Annotated in this window: 20 protein-coding genes, 1 tRNA gene and 1 riboswitch; of the genes, 4 read left to right on the plus strand and 17 right to left on the minus strand. The window is 44.2% G+C overall.

Translation table 11 applies throughout. The annotated features are described in order from the left end of the window. Positions 1-299: 299 nt before the first annotated feature. The 11 genes from NCY57_RS14065 to NCY57_RS14115 form a co-directional block, all read right to left on the minus strand. Positions 300-387, minus strand: a tRNA-Ser gene (locus NCY57_RS14065). An 801-nt stretch (positions 388-1,188) separates the two neighbouring features. Further along, a complete protein-coding gene (locus NCY57_RS14070) occupies positions 1,189-2,874 on the minus strand; it encodes a sulfate adenylyltransferase subunit 1 (protein ID WP_173740122.1) in 1,686 nt (561 codons plus the stop codon). Position 2,875: 1 nt separating this feature from the next. Beyond that, entirely contained in the window at positions 2,876-3,778 is a 903-nt protein-coding gene (gene cysD / locus NCY57_RS14075; RefSeq protein WP_015526618.1) for a sulfate adenylyltransferase subunit CysD, read from the minus strand. Positions 3,779-3,834: 56 nt separating this feature from the next. Continuing rightward, positions 3,835-4,146: a 4Fe-4S dicluster domain-containing protein gene (locus NCY57_RS14080; protein ID WP_173740123.1), complete on the minus strand. Its 312-nt coding sequence runs from the start codon at positions 4,144-4,146 to the stop codon at positions 3,835-3,837. Next, positions 4,130-5,836 (minus strand): adenylyl-sulfate reductase subunit alpha, encoded by a 1,707-nt coding sequence (locus tag NCY57_RS14085; protein WP_173746734.1) that lies wholly within the window; start codon positions 5,834-5,836, stop codon positions 4,130-4,132. The genes NCY57_RS14080 and NCY57_RS14085 overlap by 17 nt, the downstream gene beginning before the upstream one ends. Before the next feature lie 5 nt (positions 5,837-5,841). Then, entirely contained in the window at positions 5,842-6,258 is a 417-nt protein-coding gene (locus tag NCY57_RS14090) for a M67 family metallopeptidase (RefSeq protein ID WP_022426720.1), read from the minus strand. 65 nt (positions 6,259-6,323) lie between these two features. Then, on the minus strand, positions 6,324-7,130 hold the full coding sequence (gene thiF, locus NCY57_RS14095; RefSeq protein ID WP_147602790.1) for a thiazole biosynthesis adenylyltransferase ThiF: 807 nt from the start codon (positions 7,128-7,130) through the stop codon (positions 6,324-6,326). Beyond that, entirely contained in the window at positions 7,130-7,339 is a 210-nt protein-coding gene (thiS, locus tag NCY57_RS14100; protein ID WP_021650460.1) for a sulfur carrier protein ThiS, read from the minus strand. Before thiS (NCY57_RS14100) ends, thiF begins: the two co-directional genes overlap by 1 nt. 12 nt (positions 7,340-7,351) lie before the next feature. Then, positions 7,352-7,597: a sulfurtransferase TusA family protein gene (locus NCY57_RS14105; RefSeq protein ID WP_015526613.1), complete on the minus strand. Its 246-nt coding sequence runs from the start codon at positions 7,595-7,597 to the stop codon at positions 7,352-7,354. Beyond that, positions 7,590-8,453 (minus strand): 4Fe-4S binding protein, encoded by an 864-nt coding sequence (locus tag NCY57_RS14110; RefSeq protein WP_173740125.1) that lies wholly within the window; start codon positions 8,451-8,453, stop codon positions 7,590-7,592. Before NCY57_RS14110 ends, NCY57_RS14105 begins: the two co-directional genes overlap by 8 nt. A gap of 40 nt (positions 8,454-8,493) precedes the next feature. Continuing rightward, positions 8,494-9,732, minus strand: coding sequence for an O-acetylhomoserine aminocarboxypropyltransferase/cysteine synthase family protein (locus NCY57_RS14115; protein WP_173740131.1), 1,239 nt, complete (start codon positions 9,730-9,732; stop codon positions 8,494-8,496). Positions 9,733-10,036: 304 nt separating this feature from the next. Here NCY57_RS14115 and NCY57_RS14120 point away from each other — a divergent pair, with 304 nt between their 5' ends. From NCY57_RS14120 to NCY57_RS14130, 3 genes are all read left to right on the plus strand, one after another. Next, the gene (locus NCY57_RS14120; protein ID WP_250789772.1) at positions 10,037-11,227 is read left to right on the plus strand and encodes a sensor histidine kinase; all 1,191 of its coding nucleotides are present in this window, start codon (positions 10,037-10,039) and stop codon (positions 11,225-11,227) included. After that, entirely contained in the window at positions 11,228-11,941 is a 714-nt protein-coding gene (locus NCY57_RS14125) for a response regulator transcription factor (protein WP_173740126.1), read from the plus strand. A 199-nt stretch (positions 11,942-12,140) separates the two neighbouring features. Continuing rightward, positions 12,141-13,451 (plus strand): hypothetical protein, encoded by a 1,311-nt coding sequence (locus NCY57_RS14130; RefSeq protein WP_173740127.1) that lies wholly within the window; start codon positions 12,141-12,143, stop codon positions 13,449-13,451. Between the two features lie 104 nt (positions 13,452-13,555). On the opposite strand, the gene NCY57_RS14135 is transcribed toward NCY57_RS14130, so the two are convergent. Then, positions 13,556-14,572 carry a sulfate ABC transporter substrate-binding protein gene (locus tag NCY57_RS14135; protein WP_059086478.1) on the minus strand — a complete coding sequence of 339 codons (1,017 nt, stop codon included), beginning with the start codon at positions 14,570-14,572 and terminating at the stop codon, positions 13,556-13,558. A gap of 470 nt (positions 14,573-15,042) precedes the next feature. Between NCY57_RS14135 and NCY57_RS14140 the strand changes: the two genes are divergently transcribed. Then, positions 15,043-18,972, plus strand: a complete 3,930-nt coding sequence (locus NCY57_RS14140; protein WP_173740128.1) for a leucine-rich repeat protein — start codon at positions 15,043-15,045, stop codon at positions 18,970-18,972. Positions 18,973-19,022: 50 nt separating this feature from the next. On the opposite strand, the gene NCY57_RS14145 is transcribed toward NCY57_RS14140, so the two are convergent. The 5 genes from NCY57_RS14145 to NCY57_RS14165 all read right to left on the minus strand — a co-directional run bounded on the left by NCY57_RS14145 (position 19,023) and on the right by NCY57_RS14165 (position 24,674). Further along, the gene (locus NCY57_RS14145) at positions 19,023-19,883 is read right to left on the minus strand and encodes a hypothetical protein (protein ID WP_173740129.1); all 861 of its coding nucleotides are present in this window, start codon (positions 19,881-19,883) and stop codon (positions 19,023-19,025) included. Positions 19,884-20,225: 342 nt separating this feature from the next. Further along, positions 20,226-21,467 (minus strand): 2-iminoacetate synthase ThiH, encoded by a 1,242-nt coding sequence (thiH, locus tag NCY57_RS14150; protein ID WP_173740130.1) that lies wholly within the window; start codon positions 21,465-21,467, stop codon positions 20,226-20,228. A 166-nt stretch (positions 21,468-21,633) separates the two neighbouring features. Continuing rightward, the gene (locus NCY57_RS14155; protein ID WP_129976081.1) at positions 21,634-22,419 is read right to left on the minus strand and encodes a thiazole synthase; all 786 of its coding nucleotides are present in this window, start codon (positions 22,417-22,419) and stop codon (positions 21,634-21,636) included. A 163-nt stretch (positions 22,420-22,582) separates the two neighbouring features. After that, positions 22,583-22,786, minus strand: coding sequence for a sulfur carrier protein ThiS (gene thiS, locus NCY57_RS14160; RefSeq protein ID WP_015526603.1), 204 nt, complete (start codon positions 22,784-22,786; stop codon positions 22,583-22,585). Between the two features lie 248 nt (positions 22,787-23,034). Then, positions 23,035-23,142, minus strand: a riboswitch (TPP riboswitch). A gap of 413 nt (positions 23,143-23,555) precedes the next feature. Further along, positions 23,556-24,674 carry a fibronectin type III domain-containing protein gene (locus NCY57_RS14165; protein WP_139148867.1) on the minus strand — a complete coding sequence of 373 codons (1,119 nt, stop codon included), beginning with the start codon at positions 24,672-24,674 and terminating at the stop codon, positions 23,556-23,558. Positions 24,675-24,953 lie beyond the last annotated feature (279 nt).

Below are 24,953 nucleotides of genomic sequence, written 5' to 3' on the forward strand. Positions count from 1 at the left end.
CTATCTCTCGTTTTTACTGCTTTTGGTTTGTTTAAACCGTTCTTTAAATGTAAAGAAATTTTCGAGAATCGTATGTGTTTCACTGTTTAGTTATCAAGGTTTGTTGTGTCTGTCTCTCAGACAGCTCTTTTATTTTATCTCATCTCAAATCGTTTGTCAAGTACTTTTTTCAACTTTTTTCAAACTTTTTTTGATGAATCTCTGTCTCGCTGACAGCTTGTTTACTTTATCACATCCGCAAGCGTTTGTCAACAAGTTTTTTCATTTTTTTGAAAAATTTATTTTTTTCAAAAAAACAACGGAGAAGGAGGGATTTGAACCCTCGCGCCGCGTTAGCGACCTATACCCTTAGCAGGGGCACCTCTTCGGCCTCTTGAGTACTTCTCCAGACTCCGAACTTATAATTTCTTATTAAATTGGAGTGCATTTCTTCTGTGTTTTCATCCGAAACGCATGGTTAATTATATCCGAAAGATATAAGTTTTGTCAACACCTTTTTTTCATTTTTTTACATTAATTTTATCTTAGCGCGATTGACCAATCATATTATCCCCTTAGGCAGGTGGCTACGCACGACACGCTGTCCGTGTGGACAGCGCAGGGGAAGTCCATCTCAGAGTTCCGAAGTCCGAGGGCTTCCCTGCCCCCCCCCCACCCTCTTGGGCACGGAACAAGCGCTACATCTTCGATATATAATGCGACTGACTTTTATTATGGAATCTTATGCCAAGCTGATTACTGTCTGAGCCGATATTATTCCGGAACGTTGTGCCGAGCTGATTCTTAGATACAACATTCCTCCTGAACAATTTCTGTATGACACTCTACTGCCATGCATCATTGAATACTATCTCGAACTGTTCACTTTCCGCAACCGGCCTGTGTGCACAGCCGAGGAGCTGGCATATGGGCGGGGCGCTCTGCAGGAGGTGTGACAACTACTTAGGCTCTGGAAGGTGGCGTTGTTTTTCAAAAGTTCGCTGTCTGAGCGCAGCGAGTTCGGACTTTTGGAAAACGCTTTTAGCCACCTTTCAGAGTCTTAGTAGTTTCCACCGACGAAGCCTGTCCCGCCCATATGCCAGCTCCTCGGCGTCCGTCAAACCACGAAATCCCGCAACACCCAAAGAAAAGAGGCCACACATGCAGCCTCTTACACACATAACTATAGAAACTATAAGTAACCCAACATCAGATCATCCAGAAATTATCCGTGCAGACAATCCTCCTGTAAGTCTCAAACTTAAACCACTTATTATGAAACTCCGACTTATTATCAGCAGCCTCAAATTCCCTCAAAAACATCTGATAATCATCATTACTGCGAATCTCCAGGGCAAAACCTCTCTCATCCACAACAGGAAGCCCCATAAACACATACTCATCCAGCGGAATAATATCCTGCACCCTCTTATCACGGATCAGAACAGCCGCGCTATCCTCCAGAGACACAATATCAAAATAGCCCGGATACTCAAAGCTGTCACCCTCAACAGGCACCACATCCCCTACATGATAAGTCTTAACCTCTTTATCCGCCTTGGAAAGCAGCGCATTCTCAAGGTTAAAATAAAACTCCTCAAAAACATAACCGCCAACCTTCACATCATCCTTCTGGAAATAAGGCTTCTCCCCCTCAGTATCAACCGATTCCACAACACCACATGCAGAAGTCATATGACTCACACGGTCGATCAGGATCAGCTCACCAAGAGTCTTATTCCTCTTAAACTCATCCAGCACAACCTTATCAGAAAGACCGATTTTGCAAAGAGCGATCTCATTCTTCTCGATCGTATCCGCATGCAGATGCTCCCCGGTATTTACATCCGTCTTAAACTCGATACTTTTAACCACACCAGCAATCTTCTTCGTACCAACCTTCACAAGATACTCCTTGCCCACTTCAAGCCTGGAATCATCCATCCATAGAAGCGTAGCCTCAAAGCCCTTTGCAACAGGGATCTCATTATTATTGGTAAGAACACATCCACGGCTTACATCCACCTCTTTATCCAGCTGTATCGTAACAGCCTGGCCGGCAACAGCCTCTTCACGATCGTCACTGCCCACCAGGATCGTCTTAACAGCCGCTGTCTCGTTGCTGGGGAGCGTTGTGATGATATCGCCTACATGAACCCGGCCACTCTCGATCTGGCCCTGGAAACCGCGAAATTCATGGTTTGGACGAGAAACACGCTGAACAGGCAGATAAAATTCGCTGACATTCTCAGCCTCTGAAACATCCACAGTCTCAAGATGCTCCAGAAGAGCTTTTCCCGTATACCAGGGCATATTCGGAGACTTCTTCGTTACGTTATCACCCTCTGTAGCACTGACAGGAATGATCACAACATCCTGAAGCCCCAGAGTCTCAGAAAGCTCATTGATATCCTTTACGATCTCATTAAAACGACTCTCACTGTAATCAACAAGATCCATTTTGTTCACAGCAAATACAAAATGATGGATACCCATCAGAGCGCAGATACGTGCATGACGCCTTGTCTGCACCAGAACCCCCTGCTTCGCATCCACAAGAATAATGGAAAGCTGAGCAAAGGAAGCTCCAACCGCCATGTTCCTTGTATACTCCTCATGTCCGGGAGTATCCGCAACGATAAAGCTTCTTTTATCGGTTGTAAAATAACGATACGCAACATCAATGGTGATTCCCTGCTCACGTTCTGCCATCAGGCCATCCAGAAGAAGAGAATAATCAATGGCACCACCTCTGGAACCTACCTTGCTGTCCAGAAGAAGGGCTTTTTCCTGGTCCGCATATAAAAGCTTGGAATCATAAAGAATATGACCGATCAGTGTAGATTTTCCATCATCTACACTTCCGCAAGTGATAAATTTCAGTAATCCGCTCATCCTAGAAGTACCCCTCTCTCTTTCTTTTTTCCATACTTGCAGCTCCGCCGTCGGAATCAATAACACGTGTGGTTCTCTCAGATTCCACAGAGCTTAAGGTCTCGTCAATGATCTCGTCCAGTGTCTCCGCATCAGACTCGATACCACCTGTCAGAGGATAGCATCCGAGAGTACGGAAACGAACCTTTTTCATCTGCGGCTCCTCCCCCGGGTTCAGGCGCATTCTGTCGTCATCCACCATGATAATGTTGCCGTCTCTGTATACAACCGGACGCTCTTTTGCAAAATAAAGAGGAACGATCGGGATATTTTCTCTCTTAATATACTGCCAGATATCCGTCTCAGTCCAGTTGGAAATCGGAAAAACACGGATGCTTTCGCCTTTATTGATCTCAGTATTATAAAGCTTCCACATCTCCGGACGCTGGTTCTTCGGATCCCAGGCCTGCTCTGCATTACGGAAGGAGAAGATACGCTCTTTTGCACGGCTTTTCTCCTCGTCACGACGACCGCCGCCAAAAGCAGCTGTGAAACCATATTTCTTAAGAGCCTGCTTCAGTGCTTGCGTTTTCATGATATCTGTGTATGCGGAGCCGCTGTCAAAAGGATTGATCCCCTGCTTCACACCATCCTGATTAATGTACTCAAGCATTTCGATTCCCAGATCCTTCGCGGTTTTGTCACGAAACTCTATCATTTCTTTAAATTTCCATGTTGTATTTACGTGAAGAAACGGAAATGGCGGTTTCTCCGGATAAAAAGCCTTCATTGCAAGATGAAGCATTACAGAACTGTCTTTTCCTATAGAATAAAGCATTACCGGCTTCTCGCACTCTGCTGCAACTTCACGGATGATATAAATTGCCTCTGCTTCCAGCTCATCCAAATGTGATAATCCACTCATATCTGATCTCATCCTCCTGTTCCGGCCGCCAGAACCGGCAGCACTTATCTTCTGGTCTAATATTTATTCGAATTCCGTCGATCCACATCGATCACGAATGTAGAACCGTCCGTTTTTGTAATGATCCAATGAAGGATATCCACTTCGCTTTTTACATTCATGATACTTCCGTTCCCGCCGATATCCGCACCAAGGAAAAAGTCGATGGCACCGGCTTTACATTCCTTTACACAGGAAACGCAGCCCCAGCAGTTTTTCGGATATTTCATCACGGCTTTTTTGTCTTCCATGACGATCAGGGTTCCCGGACATACTTCACTGCATTTTCTGCAGCCAACACATTTTTTCTGATCAATTCGTATGCTCATATGTGTCCTCCTTTACAATGTCGCGAAAAATCATCCTGATCTCGCCGTTTTCCAGTTTCGAATTTACATATTTATAAAATTTCTCATCTGTTTCCGGATGATCCAGATTTTCGTTAAAAGAATGCCATCTGGTCTCTTTGCGGTTTTTCAGATGAGCGATCAGTGAACGGCACACAATGAGACGCTCACGAAGTTCATATGCAAACATCAGCTCATGCATATCTGCTGCCGCTGTTTTTTCGGCAAGAGCCTGAAGCTGAAGGATTTTTTCATCTGCAAGAGCAAGCTGCTTCTCATTAAACTGATAATTAGAAGCAATTCCTCCCGCATATTCATCCATGACTTTCTGCATAGCCTCTTCCAGTTCTTCCACGGAAAATGCCGGTGCGTCTTCATTTCGGAACTTTTCGTACTGAGAAAGAATTTCCCCTTCCTGAACCTTAATCTCTGTCTCAGTCTGAATATCTGCTTCCTTCAGAGTTCCGGCCTTAAACTGTTTCACCATATCCAATGCTGCAAGCTTTCCTTCTGCAAGAGCTCCTGTTACATATTTCTGCGGACATCCACCTGCAACATCACCGGCTGCATATAGCCCCTTTACCGTGGTTTCACGGCCTGTATTTACCCAGTAGCCGCTGGCTGTATGACCGCCTACGATATACGGCTCTGTTCCCTGGATCTCCACATCCTGCTCGCTAGGGCTCTTTCCGCTTTCGATCCATTTCAGAGTCTGGCTCGGTGCCATGTTGAGATAAGCCTTCAGAAGATCTTCATCCTGTTCCTTCGTGATCCCTGTAGTCTTCAGGTAACACGGGCCGTGGCCAAGCTGATTTTCCCGAACTGTTCCGTAAACTCTCTCGCTTGTGGTCAGTCCGTATTTTGTCTCATAGATCTCGCCAGCTGCATTGATCTGTTTTGCGCCGACACCCTGTGCGATGGTTCCCGTAGGAGCAATGGTATCCTTGCAGCGAAGTGCGATAAAACGCATCTCAAAGGACGTCATCTCCGCACCTGCCAGGATTCCCATTGCGTATCCGGCACCTGTGTTAAACGGCGGATACCACATCTTATGTCTGGAAAATCCCGGATTGTTCGGCTTATAAAGTCCGGCCGCTCCGCCTGTTGCAGCAAGAACTGCCTTTGCCCGGATAATGTATGCAGTTTCTTCCATAATAGAGAAACCAACCGCTCCGTAAACCTGTCCGTCTTTTACAAGAAGGTCTGTGATATTTACATAATTCAGAACGTCTACGTTCTCAGCTTTATGAACTGCATTAGCAAGAAGTGGTTTAAAATTTTCACCGTTGATCTTGATGTTACGATTTCCTCTGGCTACATAATCACCATTTTCATCCTTCAGGATCACAAGCCCAAGCTTTTCCATCTTTGCAGTAACTTCGTTGAAATTCTCCGCTGCTGTAAGAAGAAGGTCCTGCCTTACGATCCCGGCGGCATCCTTTGTTGCATAATCTACATAATCCTGCGGCTTGCGGCCTTTTACAATGTAGGCATTGATTGCATTAACACCTGCTGCCAGACAGCCGCTTCGTCTGATATTTGCTTTTTCTGCGATCAATACCCTGCCGGCTTTCTGTTCTGAGAGAACCAGCGCCGCATAGCAGCCTGCGGTACCTCCGCCTATGATCAGCACATCTGTTGTAATTTCCTTTGTGTTTAATCTGTTTTTCATACTCATCACTCTGTTATCTGAAGCTCATGTACAGTTACATTTTTCTCTTTATCTACGCCAAAAGCCTTCAACACCGGATTTTCTGCATCCATAAGGGAGAGGATCAGATATTCGATGTTCGGGTCAAATGCAAGTCGTTTATCTTCTTCGGAAGGCCTTGACGGAGACTCCGGATGAGAATGAAAGTTTCCGATCATCTGATATCCGTTCTGACGGATATCTTTGATCGCGCTCAGCTGTTCCTTCGGGTCCATGGAAAAGTGCTCGTTGCTTTCATCGATGTTTGTCAGCAGATACACCTTCTCGATGGTTTTTACATCGCCCTCAATGGTTCCTCCCAGAAGGCCGCAGGACTCATTGGGAAGTCCCTTTCTGCAGTGGTCTAATATTTTTTCGTAATCTTCTTTTTTTAATTTCAGCATTATCTTCGCAGCCTCCAATGGGTTTCTATACTTAATTTATAACGTCTGCACCCGCAGACAATTCTTTAGTGTTTCAGCTCGCACACAGCCTGCTCGTAATCGATCAGCTCTGTGATGGTCGGATTGTCGCCGCATACCGGGCAGTGATGGTTCTTCGGAAGTTTTACGGTACGGAATGTCATCTTCAGCGCATCGTAGGTGAGAAGTCTTCCTGTAAGAAGATCACCCTGTCCGATGATGTACTTAATGGCTTCCATTGCCTGAAGGCTTCCGATCACTCCGCCCATGGCTCCGATCACGCCAGCCTGCTTACAGGTCGGTACGGCATCCTTTGGCGGCGGGCTCTGGAACGCACATCTGTAGCATGGGCCCTGTCCCGGAACGTAAGTCATCAGCTGTCCCTGGAAACGGATGATCCCTGCATGTGAAAACGGTTTCTCGGCCATTACACAGGCATCGTTGATCAGGAATTTTGCAGGAAAGTTGTCTGTTCCGTCAAGAATGAAATCGTAATCTTTGATCAGATCCATAATGTTGCTGGAATCTACAAAGGTATGATATGTATTTACAGTAACGTCCGGGTTGATTGCTTTCATGGTCTCAGCCGCAGACTCTACCTTCAGTTTGCCGACATCTGCAGTTGTGTGGATGACCTGTCGCTGAAGATTGGAAAGATCTACCTCATCTGCATCCGCGATCCCGATGGTTCCCACACCTGCTGCTGCAAGGTAAAGGGCTGCCGGTGCTCCAAGTCCGCCGGCTCCGATGATCAGAACCTTGGCATTCAGAAGCTTTTTCTGACCTTTTACTCCAACCTCTTTCAGGATGATATGGCGGGAGTACCGCTCAAGCTGCTCATTTGTAAAAGCCATTATCTTGCGCCTCCTCCCATGTAGTACAGGAACTCAACAACGTCGCCGTCCTTTACCTCTGTTTCCGGAACGTCTGCCTTGCTGATGAATTCATCGTTGATGGTTACGGTTACATACTCAGGACTTTCGATATCCTCTTTCTCAATAAGCTCTGTAAGTTTCAGTCCGTCTTCGTATTCTTTTTTATTTCCTGCAACTGTGATTGTCATTTCTCTGTTCTCCTATTCTTCAACTTTTCTTACGATCAGTGTATAAGTTCCATCTTCATTATCTTCAAGCTTCAGGATCTGATGTCCTTCTTCTTTTACACTTCTCGGTACATTCTGTACCGGCTCGCCATCGTTCATTTTGATTGCCAGGATCTGTCCGTCGTCCAGTTCCTCAAGTGCTACTTTTGCTTTTACAAAAGTTACCGGGCAAACTACATCGGTAATGTCTACTGTATCATCAATCTTAATATCAGCCATTGTATGCTCCTTTCAAAACTTCCTGAAGTTTTTCAGCGCCTACCCGGTCGATGGTAAATTTAAAACGCTCTCCCGGATTTGCATAGTCATCAAAGAACTGGATCGCTGCATCGGTCACTCTGAAAAGCTGCTCCTCAGAGGTGATCAGCGGAAGGAATTCCTGTCCCTTGCTGATGTGATTTCCAAACGTTCCGCCAAAGGAAACGATGTATGCTTCGTTTACATCCCATGCATCCACAGGACAGGATTTTGCACATCTGCCACAGTAGTTACATTTCTCTGTATCGATCACCAGCTTGTCGTCCTTAAAGGAGATGGCATTTTCTCTGCAGGCCTTTTCGCAGACACCACAGTGGATACATGCATCCTCTTTCCAGCTGACCTCAGCTGCTCCCTTGATCCCTACATCATTCTCCTCTGCTTTCAGACAGTTGTTCTGGCATCCGGTAACACCGAATTTGAATTTATGAGGAAGCTCTCTTCCGAAATATCTCTCATTTAATTTCACCGCAATGTCATAGCTGTTGATGTTTCCGCTTGGACAGACAGCATTGCCCTGGCAGGCTGTAACTGTACGTACTCTCGGTCCGCAGACACCGGGCTTGCATCCGCCTTTCGCAAGATCATCTTTTACATCATCAATATCATCTAATTTAATGAACGGGATCTCAACTCCCTGTCTGGAAGTAAGATGTACATATCCGTCACCGTATTTCTCAGCTACCTCTGCGATCTTCTTAAGGTTTTCTGCGGTAAGTGTACCGCCTACACAGGCAAGACGAAGAGAAAAATTATTCTTCTGCTTCTGTCTCATGAAACCACCTTTTTTTAATGTAGCGTAATCTACTTTTGCCATAACGAACTCTCCATTTCTCTGCTGGTGCAGCTCTTAGATTTTATCGGTTATTTTCTATCGCTTGTTTGAAATCTTCTTTTAAATCTTCAATATCTTCAATTCCCACACTGATGCGGATCAGATCCTCGAATACTCCGGACTGCAGCTTCTCTTCATCGGAGATGTGTGCCGCGATGGTGGATTCCGGATGGATCACCAGAGTCTTCGTATCTCCGATGTTGGAGATGATCAGCGGGATATTCAGGGAATTGATAATGGAAAAAGCCTTCTCCTTGCTTCCGGTTCTTACAGTTACGATAGCTCCGTAGCCATTCCTGAACTGCTTTTCCGCAATTTCGTGATAAGGGCTTTCTTCCAGTCCCGGATAATTTACTTCAATGTCACCACCCAGGCCCTGTAAAAATCTCGCAAGCTCCAGTGCATTGTCACACTGTCTCTGCATTCGAAGTCCCAGGGTTTCCAGTCCCAGGTTATTAAGGAAAGCATTCTGCGGAGCAAGACACGCGCCAGTGTTCCGGAAAAGTCCGTTTCTAAGCTTGGCGATGTATGCAAATGGTCCGAATTTCCGGTATGGAGCAAGTCCCGGATATCGGTCAGGGTCCCATTTCAGACCCTTACCACAGACAAGAATACCGCTGATGGCATCGCTGCTTCCATTGATATATTTGGAAGAGGAATGAACCACAATGTCAGCTCCAAGCTTCAGTGGCTGGATCAGATACGGGGTTGCCACCGTGTTGTCTACGATCAGCGGTACGTCATGCTTATGTGCCACTTCCGCAACTGCCTGGATATCGGTAACATCCAGCTTGGGGTTGCCAATGGTCTCCGCAAAAACAAGTCGCGTCTTCTCTGTGATCTCTGCCTCAAAAGCTTCCGGCTTATTCTCTTTCACATATTTTACGGAAATCCCGAAAGGCTTCAGATCATCGAACAATTCCACAGTTCCGCCATACAGTCCGCAGGCTGCCACGATCTCATCTCCTGCCTGAAGAATGTTCAGAAACGCATTGGTCAGCGCTGCCATTCCGGATGCACAGGCCACACTGCCGATCCCATCCTCCAGCATGGTCACTCGCTTCTCAAAGGACTCTACCGTAGGATTGTTGATCCTTGTATAGGAGAAGCCCATTTTTTTATTGTCAAAAATTTTCTCCAGGTCTTCCGCGCTGTCATGTCGGAATGCGCTGCTCTGATAGATTGGAACCTGTGTTGCACCCTGTGGATATTTCTCGTTGGTGCCGTGGAGCAGCCCTGTATTAAAGCCGTATTCGTTCATAGCCTCTTCCCTTTCTTTTGTTGACACTTATATTAACCTACTATTCATAGTATGTCAATAGGAAAACGGGATTAAATGTATTTTTTTGTGTACACAACTATACGACAGCATGATACAATTATAACAGTTACGATAATTACAGCACCAAAAGAAAGATGCCCGCAGGCATACAAACCTACATTAAGAACAGGAGGTGATCCCTATCAATATAAACCCGAAGCTCCGGAATATTTTTCACTCTTTATTCAGTCCCACCCTTGATTTCCGCGTCCGGCTGTTCAACATCCTCGCCTTGGGAGGTACTGTGATCAGCCTGATCATGGCCTTTCTCAGTCTCGGGACCGGTTCCTGGAGAAATGTACTGATCAATTTTGCGCTGGTTGCAATCTCCGGAGGGCTTTTTCTTTATTCCTATTACAGTGGAAAATATCAGCGCTGCTACCTGATCACCATTGTCGTGATCTTTCTGCTCGTTTTTCCGGTGATGTTTTTTACCAGCGGCGGTTATCGTGGCGGCATGCCGGCATTCTTTGTGTTTGCTATTATTTTTACCGTGCTGATGCTGGAAAAAAGACGCGCTCTGATCGTTTCCCTGCTGGAGATCCTCCTTTATATGGGACTGTGTCTGGTTGCATACCATTTCCCGGACACTGTAACTCCTTTTGCCACGGAAGCAGACCGGCTGGCAGATATCCTTCTGGCGTTTGTCTCTGTAAGTATTGTCTGCGGCAGTGTTCTCTATTTTCATCTGAAGGAATATAACCAGCAGCAGCTCCTTCTGGAGGAACAGAATCTGCGACTGCGCTCCCTTGATAATGCCAAGTCCACCTTCCTGACCACCGTTGCCCATGAGATTAAAAATCCTCTGAGTTCCATTTCCCTCCACGCGCGGGACACCTCCGAGCTCCTTGAGGAAGAGCCTCTGGATTTCTCTCTTATGCAGGAAAATCTCCGCACCATTGAACAGTCGGTAATGCGGATCGACCGGATCGTGCTGGATCTGATGGATACGGTTTCCATTGAGCAGGGACGACTTGCCCTTTCCCTTGTCCCATCAGATCTGTCCGGTCTTTTGTATTCTGTAAAAAAAGACTACTGCAGTCATCCAAGCTTAAAGAACAATCAGCTGGTCCTTACGACACAATCCGGACTCCCGGAAATCTCTGCTGATCCGGAACGGCTGATCCAGGTTGTCACCAATCTGATCTCCAATGCAGAGCGTCACACCCAAAACGGAACCATCACCATTTCTCTTACCGGCGAACCGGGCTGGCAGACCATCTGCGTCTCCGACACCGGAACCGGCATGTCAGAAGAAATGCGAAAAAACGCACTCAAGGGTTATATTTCCGCTGATAAGGATTACTGGCGGCACGGCATAGGCCTCTATGTCTGTCATCAGATCATCACTGCCCATGGCGGCAAAATATGGCTGAAAAGTAAAGAAGGCGAGGGAACTCAGGTGTTCTTCTCACTTCCGGAGGAGGAATCATAAATGAATGAAAAGAAATCACTTATCCTTATGGTCGAGGATGAAGAACAGGTGCTGAATACCAACTGCCGGATGCTGCGGCGCCGTGGCTACGATGTCCACACTGCACAGACAGCCGCCGAAGCCTATCATCAGCTTGAAGAACAGCTGCCGGATCTTCTTATCCTGGACATTATGCTTCCGGACGGAAACGGTCTGGATATCTGCCGCCGCTTCCGCGAAAAAGCCATGAATCCGGTTCTTTTTCTCACCGGAAAAAGTGATATCCGGGATCGGGTAGAAGGACTTCAGCAGGGAGGCGACTATTATCTCACCAAACCTTATAATTTCGATGAATTTCTGGCCGTGATCCAGATGCTTCTGGAACGCCAGAAACGAATGGAAGAAAAAATAAAAGAAAAATTTCAGTCCTCCCGTCAGATCACCATCGGCAGCCTGCGGCTGGATCTTTCGGACGGCCATGCATATCTCAATAATGCCGACACAGGCCTTACCCGGACCGAATTCTCTCTGCTGCGTCTCCTTGCAGAAAACCAGGAGAAGATTTTTTCTGCAAAGGAGCTCTACGAAGCGGTATGGGGTAGCTGTGCAGGAACAGATACCAGCACGGTACGGCGGCATATCTTTAACCTCCGGACCAAGATCGGTGCCGAAGATACCGATGAGTATGACATTGTCTCGGTTTATGGGAAGGGATATCTTTTTACCTGCCGGTAAGCCGGCCTTTTCACGATTGGATAGCATATTTCCAGACCTGTACGCAGCTTTCCGTAAATGTCTCTTTTTCTTCACATTTCCGGATATCGGGATCTGTCTGTTACAATGTACTTAACAGACAGATCTTTTTTATTTGTAAAAATTTATGATCAAAGAATAGTAAGCAGCTAACTGCTGCGCAATTTATCAGGAGGTGCCTATGCATAAAAAAATCTCAGTTCTTTTAACAGGCGCGATCGCTCTTTCCATATCTGCAGTCCCGGTCCTCGCTTCTGACCCTCCAACCGATGACGGTCAGTACATCTGGCAGGATGAAAACGGAGATTACTGGTACCGCAATGGTTCCGAGGATGAATATATCGGGGAAGGTAATTATGCCCCTGACCCGGATTCCGGTGAACTGATGGAAGGCAACGATGCCGGCTGGACCGAACAGGACGGTTATTTTGAGCCTCATTATTATTATGAGGACGGCAGTGTGTGGCTGGAAGATGCCACCGGAACCACATATATTGGCTCCAGAGATAAATATTATATTGATGACTACGGTAATCTTCAGGAATATTCCGATTCTGAAACTGATTCCTCCTCCGGAGATTCTTCAGAAGAATCCTCCGATACCAGTGGAAACTCCTCCTCGCAGGATTCCGATTCTTCATACCCAAATTCCTCTTCCGATACAAACACGGAAGATTCCTCCGAATCGGAAAAGCGCGGCGAGCTTCATATGCGGGTTGGATTCCCTGCCGATGATACGATCAGAGAATCCATGCCCGAAAAAGAAGGTTATTTCGAGCAGCGTTCCGTAAATGGCGGAAAAAGCACTGCCTTTGTTTTAAAAGTACCGAATTCCTCTCTGGAGGATTCTTCCCTGAAGGGTTTTCTGGCAGAATACTATCCGGTAAAGGGTGAGATCATCACCAAAAAGGATCTTACCTTTGAATCTTATCCTGCCACGAAATATCAATACTTAACCGAAGTCAACGAAGAAGAAAAAAATGTAGATGCTCTTGTATGCCAGACTGACGATTATACATTCGGACTTTTTGTCCTGACTCCGTCAGACACCTATGATAAGGCCGCCGAAAAGGAAGCCACAGAGCTGATCAAATCCATAGATTTCGTTTACGCAGAGCGTGTGGATATGGCCATGACGGATTACTTCCAGGTCCTCACTCCGGAGCGCTGGAAATATCTCTGCCATTATGAAACAACCGAAACCGAAAATGGTGGATATAAACTGACTTATTACAATGAGGATGTTCCTGTACTGACTCTGGAAGCCAGATATTACGATGGCGAAGACCAGCCTCTGGACAGTGTATGGCAGGGCTATCTCGGCCGTATCGAAACCGTCGACGGCAAAAAATACGATCTTCTGTCCACCATCAGCCAGTACTCCAAGGACGCCTCTGATGAATGGAAGGAAATGTATGACACTTATCTGGATGTCATAAACGGGATCCGTATAATGGACGGCTGTTCCCTGACCGAAGGAAGCCATGCCTGATCCCTTGTAATTCACAATATTTATATAAAAGAAGCTGCAGACTCTGTTTTTTCACTGTTCTGCAGCTTCTTTGTGTTATTGTGTCCAACTATATCTTCTGCTGTCTATCCTTCATAAATCTGATCAAAAATCCCTCCATCTGAGAAATGTGTTTCCTGTGCCTTTTTCCATCCGCCAAAATCATCAATGGTGACAAGATTGATGTCCAGGTCAAACACATCGGAGTATTCCTTCAGAATATCCTGGTTTGACGGACGGTAATAATTATCACCGGCGATCCGCTGTGCTTCATCGGAATAGAGATAATTCAGATATTCCTCTGCCACATCTCTGGTGCCTCTTTTGTCTACGACTTTATCGACTACTGCTACAGATGGCTGTGCAAGGATGCTGATGCTTGGTGTTACGATCTCGTAGTCGTCCGGATAATCTTTTACGGAAAGATAGGCTTCATTTTCCCAGGCGATCAGTACATCACCCTGTCCGTTTTCCACGAAAGAGGTCGTTGCGCCTCTGGCTCCGGTGTCCAGGACAAGTACGTTTTTGTAAAGATCTCCGATAAATTCTTTAATTTTGTCCTCGTCTCCGTTATATTTATCTTTTGCATAGGCCCAGGCTGCCAGATAGTTCCATCTTGCTCCGCCGGAGGTTTTCGGGTTTGGTGTGATCACACCTACGTCTTTCTTTACCAGATCGTCCCAGTCTTTGATATTCTTCGGATTTCCTTTTCTCACAAGAAATACAATCGTCGAAGTATAGGGAGCGCTGTCCTCCGGAAATTCGTCCACCCATCCGTCATCGATGAGTCCTGCATCCTGGATCGCATCTACATCATACTCCAGTGCCAGTGTTACCACATCTGCTTCCAGTCCGTTGGCAACCTCAAGTGCCTGCTTGCCGGAACCACCATGGGACTGTGTGATCTCCACATCCTGGCCTGTTTTTTCCTTCCAGTGTTCCTGGAAGCTCTTGTTGTACTGCTCGTAAAGCTCTCTGGTCGGATCATAAGATACATTGGTGATGCTGACACTGTCCGCCGCATAGGTGGTTACGCCTGTAAGGCTTCCAATTGTTGCTATTGCTGCAAGAGCTGCTACTGCTGATTTCCATCTTCTTTTCATAATACTTACCTCCTGTGTTTTGTTGTTGGGGCTATTATAAACATGAGTAAGTCCATATGAAAACTCTTAGATTGGAAACCGTTTTCAGGATTTTTCGGAAATATGGCTGTTTATGCGGATTTCACAGATTTTTGTGTTTGATCCCACCTGATATTATGTTGTTTTTGTTGATTTTGCCTCGTATTTTATTGTTCCCAGAGTATATGTGAAAACGTCATCAGTCTTGTAATTTCCGTATTTTTCGGGAATTTTGCCAAAGTATATCTTGTTTTTGCGGGATGTTTTCCTTCCTCTGTGAAATTTTGATCGGTGTCAGGCGGATATTTGCAATTGAAGCAGTGAACTTCCCTGATTCTGTTAAAACAAATCTCTTTGTACTTGTCCGAATGTGGAGTATTCTTATAGATTTTCAAAGACATTTCCTTTATAATCGAATTATAAATATCATACGTTTAAGGAGGAGTATGTATATGAAAAAGAAAACTCTTGCATTTTTATTATCCGCATGTCTGCTGACACAATCTGCAGGGTTCGTCTCTGCTGCTGATTTTTCTGCAGTTCCGGAAGAAGCTGCGAATGCGGAAGAAATTTTTTCTCCGGAGGCTAACCCTACGGATTCGGATCCTTCAGATAATCTGTCAGCCACCGGCGGTGATGATTTTTCTGACGAACATCCCGATCATATGACAACTACAGATTCCGGAGCAGCTTCCGAAGAATCCAAGATCTCGTCGGACCTGGACGCAGATACAAATCCTGATTCCACAACAAACACAGAATCAGCTCCTTCCGTTTCCAACTCAGTGACAAATCCGGAAACGGACCAGGACGTAGAACTGCTTCCAGAGGAAACCATGCCGGAAGATGTTGAACTGGAACCAGAAGCTTCCTCAACCGAAAACGATTCCGAACTTTCTCAGGAGCTTCTTTTTGATGACGGCGAATCCGACACCTTTAACGATGGAAATGATTCTTCCTCCGCTGCATTCGCCTCATCCAAAATACCGGATCACGATATCTGGCTTGCCGATACAGTTAAGACCGGTCTTATTGTGGATGGAAAAAATATCCAGACGAAGTCTCTGTATAACCTTATCACCCAGCCTTCCGTAAAACCGGTTTATCAGGAGCTTGGCGAACGTATCCTGTCCAATAAGCCTATGCTTGTGCTTTCTTCCATCTGGAAGGGCGTTATCAAGCAGGAATTTTATGATGACCAGAAGCTGATCTATGAAGCTTTGCTTGCGGATTATCTGCAGTTTGTAGATTCCACGGATTCCAAGGGTTTTGATTCCTCACAGATTGAACGTGCCAACTCCTATCTGATAAAAATATTTAACGACCTGTCCACATATTACACCCAGAACGGAGTCTATAACTGGAAACCGGAAGATTTCATGAAACTCAATGCAGAAGAAGCCAACAAACTGCTTCAGTCTGTGGATTCCATGAAAACCGCAGTCTCCCTGGTAGGGGATACCTGCTCCACCACCAAAGAACTGATAGAACTCTGCACAAAAGTAAATGCCTTCAAAAACGCGGCAGACGAACGTATCCTTCTTATCCAGAAAGCACGAAATGCCGGCTCTTCCAACACCGCTTTTGTCGAGGCATGCGATGCGATCCTTGCCCAGCTTGGTTCTCAGTCCATCGATGTCAGTTACCTGCGAAGCCAGAGTGCATCTGCAGCTATGAAAAAGTGTACAGAAACTATGATCAGTGAATTAAGCAAACAGAATCCTGCACTGAAAGCCTTAAGTTATGGTTCCAGTGCCATGAATATTTTGTTCAACACATCCAGTATCAACTCGGATAACCTGAAGCTGTCCCTGCTTTATACCATGGACTGTTATTTTAATACTGCCCTGACCAGTTCTTCCTCTACCTATACACGATATAAAAACACGGACAACGCCAATACTTTTGTAAAATGCTTCCAGGGATATACCACATTCCAGATATACGCAGATAATGTCGCAAAATCCTACATCTCCGGCGTTACTTCCGGTGGTGCCCTGAACCGGACTTTTGCTGATATCTTTTACCGTGAGGGCGTTAAAAATGCGGAAAGCTGGAAAAATCTCTGCGATGGCCAGATCAATACCCGCAGAGGTATCCTGGATGTACTGGCAAAATTTTATCAGCTCTACAATCGTTTTTACCTGAAAGATGAATACACCAACGCTCTGAAAGACCAGACCACCGCTACACCGACTCCGACTCCAAGACCGTTGGTTCCGGTGGATTATGAGGTTACGGTGCCGGAGAGTCCAAAACCAATGGTAGAAACCCATTCTTTTTCTGATGGTACGGGCTGGTCTTATTTTGAAGATGGAACATTGGTCCTTTTCGGAAACGAAATTTTCCACGCAAACATTGACTGCATTGCTGATGTAAAAAAACTAATCATATGCGAAGGGCCCACATCTATAGAGCCATATGCGACCTATGACTCTTTTAGATATTGGACGAACTTAAAAAGTGTATGGCTTCCAGAAAGCCTGACATCTATCAGTAACTTTATTTTTAGTGATTGTAGTAATCTGGAAGAAGTTCATTTTTCATCCAACAACATAAATTTGGCACGTTTAGTATTTAAGAACTGTGTCTCCCTTAAAAACATTACTTTTCCAGAAAATCTCGCAAATGTCTCTTTCGCTGAGGGATGTTTCAAATGGTGCAGCAGCCTGGATAATATTGTATTGCCAGACAGTTTAACCACAATACCATCCAGTTGTTTTTATGGATGTACTAATCTCCAGAATATTGTATTACCTGATACTATAAAAAATATTGGAAGTTATGCTTTTACTGATTGTACAAATTTACAACAGATTAACATTCCTGATTCTGTAACTAACATTGCTGAGCATGCTTTTGAAAACTGCAGCAGTTTGAAATCTATAGTACTCCCCATTGGATTATCCGGTGGTAAACTTAATTGCAGTGCTCATTATACCGGTAGCCACTATCTTTCTAATGATTCATTTATAAATTATCAGGGAATCAGCGATTATACTTTTTATAACTGTTCTGGTTTAAAAGAGGTAACTTTCAAAAATGGAAATACAACACAACTTATCGGTGCTTACGCTTTTGCAGGCTGTTCTCAGCTGCAAAAAATCAATATAAGCGATAATATAAAATTTATTGACCATCACGCATTTGAAAACTGTTCCAGCCTGCCTCAGATAAACCTGCAACATGTTCAGGGCCTCTGTCATGATGTTTTCAAAAATTGTTCCAGTTTAAAAAATGTATCTTTCCCAAAAGATACTATCAGGCTTTCTTCAAATGTTTTTCAGAATTGTCGCAGCCTTGAAAATATCGAACTTTCAGGTACACTCTACGACAGTTCATTCAGTGGATGCACAAATTTAAAAAAAGCAATTATTCACACCGCATTATTCATTGATAACAATGCATTTTATAACTGTAAAAATTTAACAGAAATAATTCTGCCCCAAAAATTCACAGTATACTACAGCACACCCCGCATAGGAAAAAAAGCTTTCTACAATTGTGTTAAACTAAAAAATATCACATTCCCTGATGATCTGGAATTTATCGACACTCAATGTTTTTACAACTGCCGAAGTTTACAGAGTATCACCTTTCCTAAAGATACTTACACACTTGAAAACGAATGTTTTGCAAATTGTAATAATTTAAAATCTATTACATTCTTGCGCCCACGTTTCACTTGTGATCCGAATGCATTTAAAGATTGTTCCAATTTAAAAATCATCTATGGTCATTCTGATACAGATGCTGTAACTACCGCCAAGCAACTTGGATTAACCTTTATTGCTCTGGATGCCCCTTCTGTTATTCCATCTGGATTAACTCTGACTCCGGGCAACAAATATTTTAAAGCCTCTTGGAAAAAAGCCTCTTCTGTCAATGGCTACCAGATACAATACAGTAAAAATAAAAACTTCTCACAGAGTACAGCAAAACTTACAGGTAGCGGCAATACAACTACTCTGACTGTCAAAAATCTGATATCTGATCAGACATATTATGTTCGCATCCGCGCATACAAAAAAGTTAATCAGAAAAACTATTATGGCAAATGGTCCACCCCAAAAGCCGTAACCGTTCTGCCAATCAACGTACCAACTGTATCCGCACCGGCCCTGAAATCCGGCAAACAGTATTTCCGTGCTTCCTGGAAAAAAACTTCCGGCACCAGTGGCTATCAGATACAGTACAGTTTATACAAAAACTTCAAAAAGCCGGTAACCAAAACACTCACCGGCAACACCAAGACCAGCATTACTGTATCCAGATTGAAACGCCAAAAACGATATTACGTTCGAGTCCGTGCATACAGAAATGCCAATTTCAAAAAATATTACGGCAAATGGTCAAAGACAAAATCCATTGTTGTAAAATAATTTCTTTGTCTCTATACACGCCCCGGAAGAACCTTCCGGGGCGTGTATCCTTATCTGCTATTATTTTGTAAATCCAACTCCTCCAGAAGTTTTTTACGATAGTCTTCATCCTCCATAGCACGCTTCAGGTCATCCATGCGACCTTTATCCATCAGATATTTTGTCAACTGAAATCCACGTTCCATACCACGTTCTATTCCACGTTCCATTCCACGTTCCATTCCACGTTCCATTCCCTCATCTAATAACATCTGACCAATTCTCGTCATCGCAACGACCTCCTTTATTTCGTCCAAATCTGCATTATCCAGAAATTTATCTGCCAATGTATATAACATTGCTGTTGTTTTCTCTGCGGTTAGATCTGTATTTCTTTTTGCCAGAATGATTGCTTCTCTGATCTTATCCTTCATCTGCATAGAGCCTGACATTAATGGTGTTAATGACAAGATTGCATAATCTTCTTTGGTCAGTTCTTCTCCATGCAGCTGCTTTTCTTTCATTCTGACAAAAACCTCATCTGCATTTTTCTCTTTAAGATAAACTGGCTGAATACGATAAGTAAACAAGCCCATATTCAATTCAGCCTTTACTGACCGGATTCCTCCGGAATAAATCACGTATGTAATAACATTCTTTCCAGTCTTATGTGAATATACCGCATCATAGGCAAGAAATCTTCGTAAATCCTCTTCCCCCTTGTCTGTTGTCTGAAATTCTATATGAATATAAAATCCCTGTTTTGTGAGAAAGGTAAAATCCATATACATTGAATGAATAGTAAGCTCTACCAGCTCAGTCGGACCAACCTCCACAAAATCATAATCAATTCCAAGACTTTTCAGAATCGTATCACGAAAATAGTCAACACCCATTTTCATAACAGCATCTTCATGTTTTGCATTTGCCATAGGGCACCTCTTTTTTAGTTCAATATCGTTATCTGATGTGCCTTGAAAATGCTTTTGTAAATTTCTACACTGACGTTTTATCTTCTGTAAATCTTAATACTCTCCGTACGACCTCCTTGTTACATTTATTTTATCAGACCCAGACTGAAAAATCACTCTTGTTCTGACGACAAATTCTTCCAGCACTGTCCTCTGTTTGACAAAAATCTTTCTGCATTCATTCTTCCGAAACAGTTATCCACACTCACCCTGAAAAATCGCTCTTTTGGGCGGATGGTTTTCCACATATTCCACAGAAGTTATCCTCGATAGTCTGTGCGATCCGATTTCGCCGCCTTCATCTCACAGATAAATATAATCATTCATCACCGGCTGCAGGCCGTGGTCTTTCAGGGCGTTGAAAACTTCGTCCACAGACCTTCCGTCGGAAATCTCAAACTGATCATCCCCTTTATCCTCAATATCATCCACATGACTTCCGATTCCGGTGCTGACACCTGCAGAGATCTTGGTTGCTGCGATATTCACCAGATTGTCACGGACACGCTCACACTCTCTGGTGGATACAGTAATACTTGCAAACGGCATAAATAGACGATATGCACAAACTACCTGCAAAAGCTGCGGTTCGTGTACATCCTTTGGATTGATCCGGTCATTGTTGATGATCGGGCGCAGTCTTGGGCAGGAAAAAGCGATCTCTGCGTGAGGATATTGTCTCTGCAGAAGATATGCGTGGTATCCTGTCGCAAAAGCATCCTTGCGGAAATCATCCAGTCCCAGAAGAGCCGCAAAACCAACCCCTCGCATGCCACCCTTCAGTGCACGCTCCTGGGTATTCAGTCTGTATGGGAAAATCCTCTTATGTCCTGCCAGATGCAGAGTTTCATACTTGTCAGAATTATAAGTCTCCTGGAAAACCGTCACATAATCTGCGCCACATTTATGAAGATATGCATATTCATCGGAATTCATCGGATAAACCTCAAGGCCGATCACCTTGAAATATTTTCGCGCGATCTCACAGGCTTTTCCGATGTACTCCACATTGGATTTGGTTTTGCTCTCGCCGGTAAGGATCAGGATCTCCTGCAGACCAGTCTCGGCGATCGCTGCCATTTCCTTCTCGATCTCTTCTTCGTTCAGCTGTGCACGGCGGATCTTATTGTGGCAGTTAAATCCACAGTAAATGCAGTAATTCTCACAGTAGTTTGCAATGTAGATCGGTGTGAACATACAGATGCTGTTTCCAAAATGTTTCCTTGTTTCGATCCGTGCAGCCTGTGCGATTTCTTCCAAAAGAGGCAGCGCTGCCGGTGAAAGCAGTGCTTTAAAATCCTCCGGTGTACGGTTGTCATGAGCAAGCGCTCTCCGTACATCCGCTTCTGTGTACTTATCATAATCATATGCGTTCATTGCGGAAATAACCTGATCCATTACATCAGATTCTTCCAGCTGTTCCATATCCGGAAGGTACTTCATGTGATCGATACGGTTCTTTTTCATATCTTCCAGAATTTCTTCATTTACGATACTTTCATTAAAATGGCCGTCCTGCTGACTGGCCTGTACTGTCTCTGCCATTACTCTTATGTCGCTCCTCTCATATATTGCAGCAATACTCTGGTCCTCACTGCTGCATATCTGTAAACTCAATTTCGATTGAAACCAGACAATACCTGTGTTTCACTACACAGGCCGTGCCTGTCCCCCGCTTAGTGTTCTGCGTTCAATCATTCATTTATCAATTTTACTCATGAAGAAATCCGGTCAGCGGTGAGGATGCACTTGCACCTCTCTCCAGAGTTCTTCCCATACCGGAAAGATATGCACTTCTTCCTGCCTCAATAGCTTTCTTAAAGGCTTCCGCCATAACACGGACGTCTCCTGCAGTTGCAATGGCTGTATTTGCCATAACTGCTGCAGCACCCATTTCCATAGCCTCACATGCCTGTGATGGGCGGCCGATTCCTGCGTCCACGATGATCGGAAGGTCGATCTCGTCGATAAGGATCTGAATGAATTCTTTTGTACAGATTCCCTTGTTGGAACCGATTGGAGAGCCAAGTGGCATTACACAGGCAGCTCCTGCATTCACCAGATCTCTGGCTGCATTCAGATCCGGATACATGTATGGCATAACTACAAAGCCCTCTTTTGCAAGGATCTCTGTTGCCTTGATGGTCTCATAGTTATCCGGAAGAAGATATTTGGAATCATGGATAACTTCGATCTTTACAAAATCTCCACAGCCAAGCTCGCGGGAAAGTCTTGCAATACGGACTGCCTCTTCTGCATTTCTGGCGCCGGACGTATTCGGAAGAAGCGTAACATCCTTCGGAATATAGTCCAGAATGTTCGCAAGTCCACCCTCATTTGCACGACGCAGGGCAAGTGTTACGATCTGAGTTCCTGCTTTTTCAATACATGCTTTTACAAGCTCCAGAGAAAATTTTCCGGAACCAAGGATAAAACGGGAAGTAAACTCATGGCCTCCCAGGATCAGTTTGTCTTCATTTGTGTTTGCTGTTGTCATTTTTTATGTCCACCTTTCTTTATGTCTGTTTGCAGAAAATATTTCCACCGATTTATAACCAGCGCCTTCTTCTGCCAGATCATTCTTCATCTGCATTTTTTCAGTAACTTATCTGTCAGTTACTGCCGTGGTATATATACCTAATTTTATCTCTATAGCGACATCAGCAGCTTCCGCCACCCATAAACTGCAGAATCTCCACAACATCGCCATCTTTCAGTACTGTTGTATCGTAAGTGTCTCTCTTAATGATCTCTTCATTCAGCTCTACTACAACCTGCACCGGAACATAGTTACATGCTTCCAGATATTCTGTTACTGTCACCGGCTTTTCCAATGTTCTGCTTTCACCATTTACTGTGATCATGATCTCTCCTTTCCGGAAACTTCAAAAGCTATTCGTCAATAAAAAAGAGTTCACAAAGAAATACACCCGCGGTGGTGCACCCCTTCATGAACTCAGTTCACTCTCAAATTTCCCAATATTCAATTGTCGATACCGGGGTTAAAAGCATTCGCTCTTGATCCCTTCCCTGTAAATCCTGATCTTACGTATTCAATCGGATAAAAACATCCGCATCCAATAAAAAAGGAGATACACCAAAGTATCTCCCGTAAATTCATCTTATACGTTCCTACGTTGGCATTATCCAAATCAGGTATAAGGGTCGAAGTTGAAGACTTCCTCTCAGCCTGCCATCACAAGCTCCCCTGTTATTTACATGGTTTAGTATAAGGCGAATTATGATCAATGTCAAGAGCATTAAATTTTCTCACAATAGTTCCAATTTGTTCTAAACTATAGTACACTATAATTGCTGCCAACCCTCCAGCAGAAAGGAGGTGAAGTCCAGTGTGCGAATTAATCATCACATTTTTTGTTTCTGTTACGGCGGATATAGTTAGCTACTATATTCGCAAATGGCTGGACAGAAACGACAGGCAGTAACAGCCTGAAAGGCTTAAGCCCCCTTACATAACGGCATAGAAAACCCCGGAAGTGTGCGAGACTTCCGGGGTTTTCGTTTTTGCCAATGTTTGAATTTCATCACATTTCTTAGCTACTATCATCTTATGCTTTCTATACTAATTTGTCAACCGAATTTTATTAACGGCATCATCATAGGATGTTACTGTTATTTATAAGCAGTGAATCCCAGATCTTTCATTGTCAGATTTAAATTCTTTTTCAGATAATCATTTGCTACTTTCATTGTCGCTTTCATCATAATATTGGAAGAATCCTGCAGATCTGTCATCGCTTTTTTTCCGTTTGTATACAAGAAAGTCAGATTCTGACCTTTATAAGCAGATGCTTTTGTAGAAGAAGTCACCAGCAGAAAGACTTCATTTGTAGACAGGGCGGACTTCACACTGACCGTATCAGATTTCACACAGTTTCCGATAATATCCAGTCCGGCAAGGATTCCATCTGAAGGCATAGAGAGCATCATCCCAATATCTATCTTATCTTCTTTCTTCAGATAACCGATCATCAGAGTACTTTCTTTATCTACTTTGACATTTATAAACTGATTTCCGTCTTCAGTATATTTGCCTTTCTGACTGATGTATTTTTTCAATTTGCTATAATTCTGCGTCAATCTGGTATTAGCCGAGGTCGGATTCTTTACAGTAACCTTGCAGGTGAATTTTCTGCCACCAAGAGTCGCTGTGATAACCGCTGTTCCTGTTTTTACCGCGGTGATCTTTCCGACAGAAGTTATCTTGACAACATTTGTGTTGCTGCTCTTCCATGACGGTTTCAGACTGGTGCCTTTGATCTTCAGTGTATAAGTTTTTTTCGATGCCAGTGTCAGGCTGGTCTTATTCAGGGTGAGATAATTCAGACCTGCGATTGCTGTCAGACCTTTTTCATTATATCTACTCCAGATCGTATTTTTTCCGGATTTCCGGTAAGCTCTCACTGTGTAAGTATAGCTTACTCCGGTACTTACTTTTGTATCGGTAAACGTAACATTTTTGCTTCCTGTGAGGGTTTTTACTGCTTTCCATCCGCTGTTTCCGGTCTTGCGGTATACCCGGTATCCGGCAACTCCTTTTACCTGTTTCCAGCTGAAAATAATCTTATTCCTGCCGGAGATCTTAATAGAAGACATAGCCGGCGTTGCTACGTTTATCGCCGCCTGTACTTCTGTCGCACTGATCAACTCCGGAACCGCAGCTGGTGCCGCCGTTGCAAGCATAAAACCTGTCAAAATGCCACATAAAGCTTTTTTCCAATTTCTTCTCATACGCTTTTTTCCTTTCTGCTTTGTGGTATATCTGGATTCCCTAACAAATATAGTATACATTATAAAAATTATTCCTGCTATGATATTTTTCGCCGAATCAGGGCTTTCGGTGAAATTCGGCAGTTTCTACAATGGCTTGACACTCCCCTCAACTAAAGCAGGGGGATTCTTGCTTCTCCCACTACTGCATTGGCAAACACCTTACGGTACTGCAATGTCTTACACAGTGTCCACAAGCTATATTTATACTGTTCCCGTATGCCCTACGGTACAGTTTTT

It is taken from the genome of Blautia sp. MB18-30, from assembly GCF_023669475.1.
Taxonomy (GTDB): domain Bacteria; phylum Bacillota; class Clostridia; order Lachnospirales; family Lachnospiraceae; genus Blautia_A; species Blautia_A fusiformis.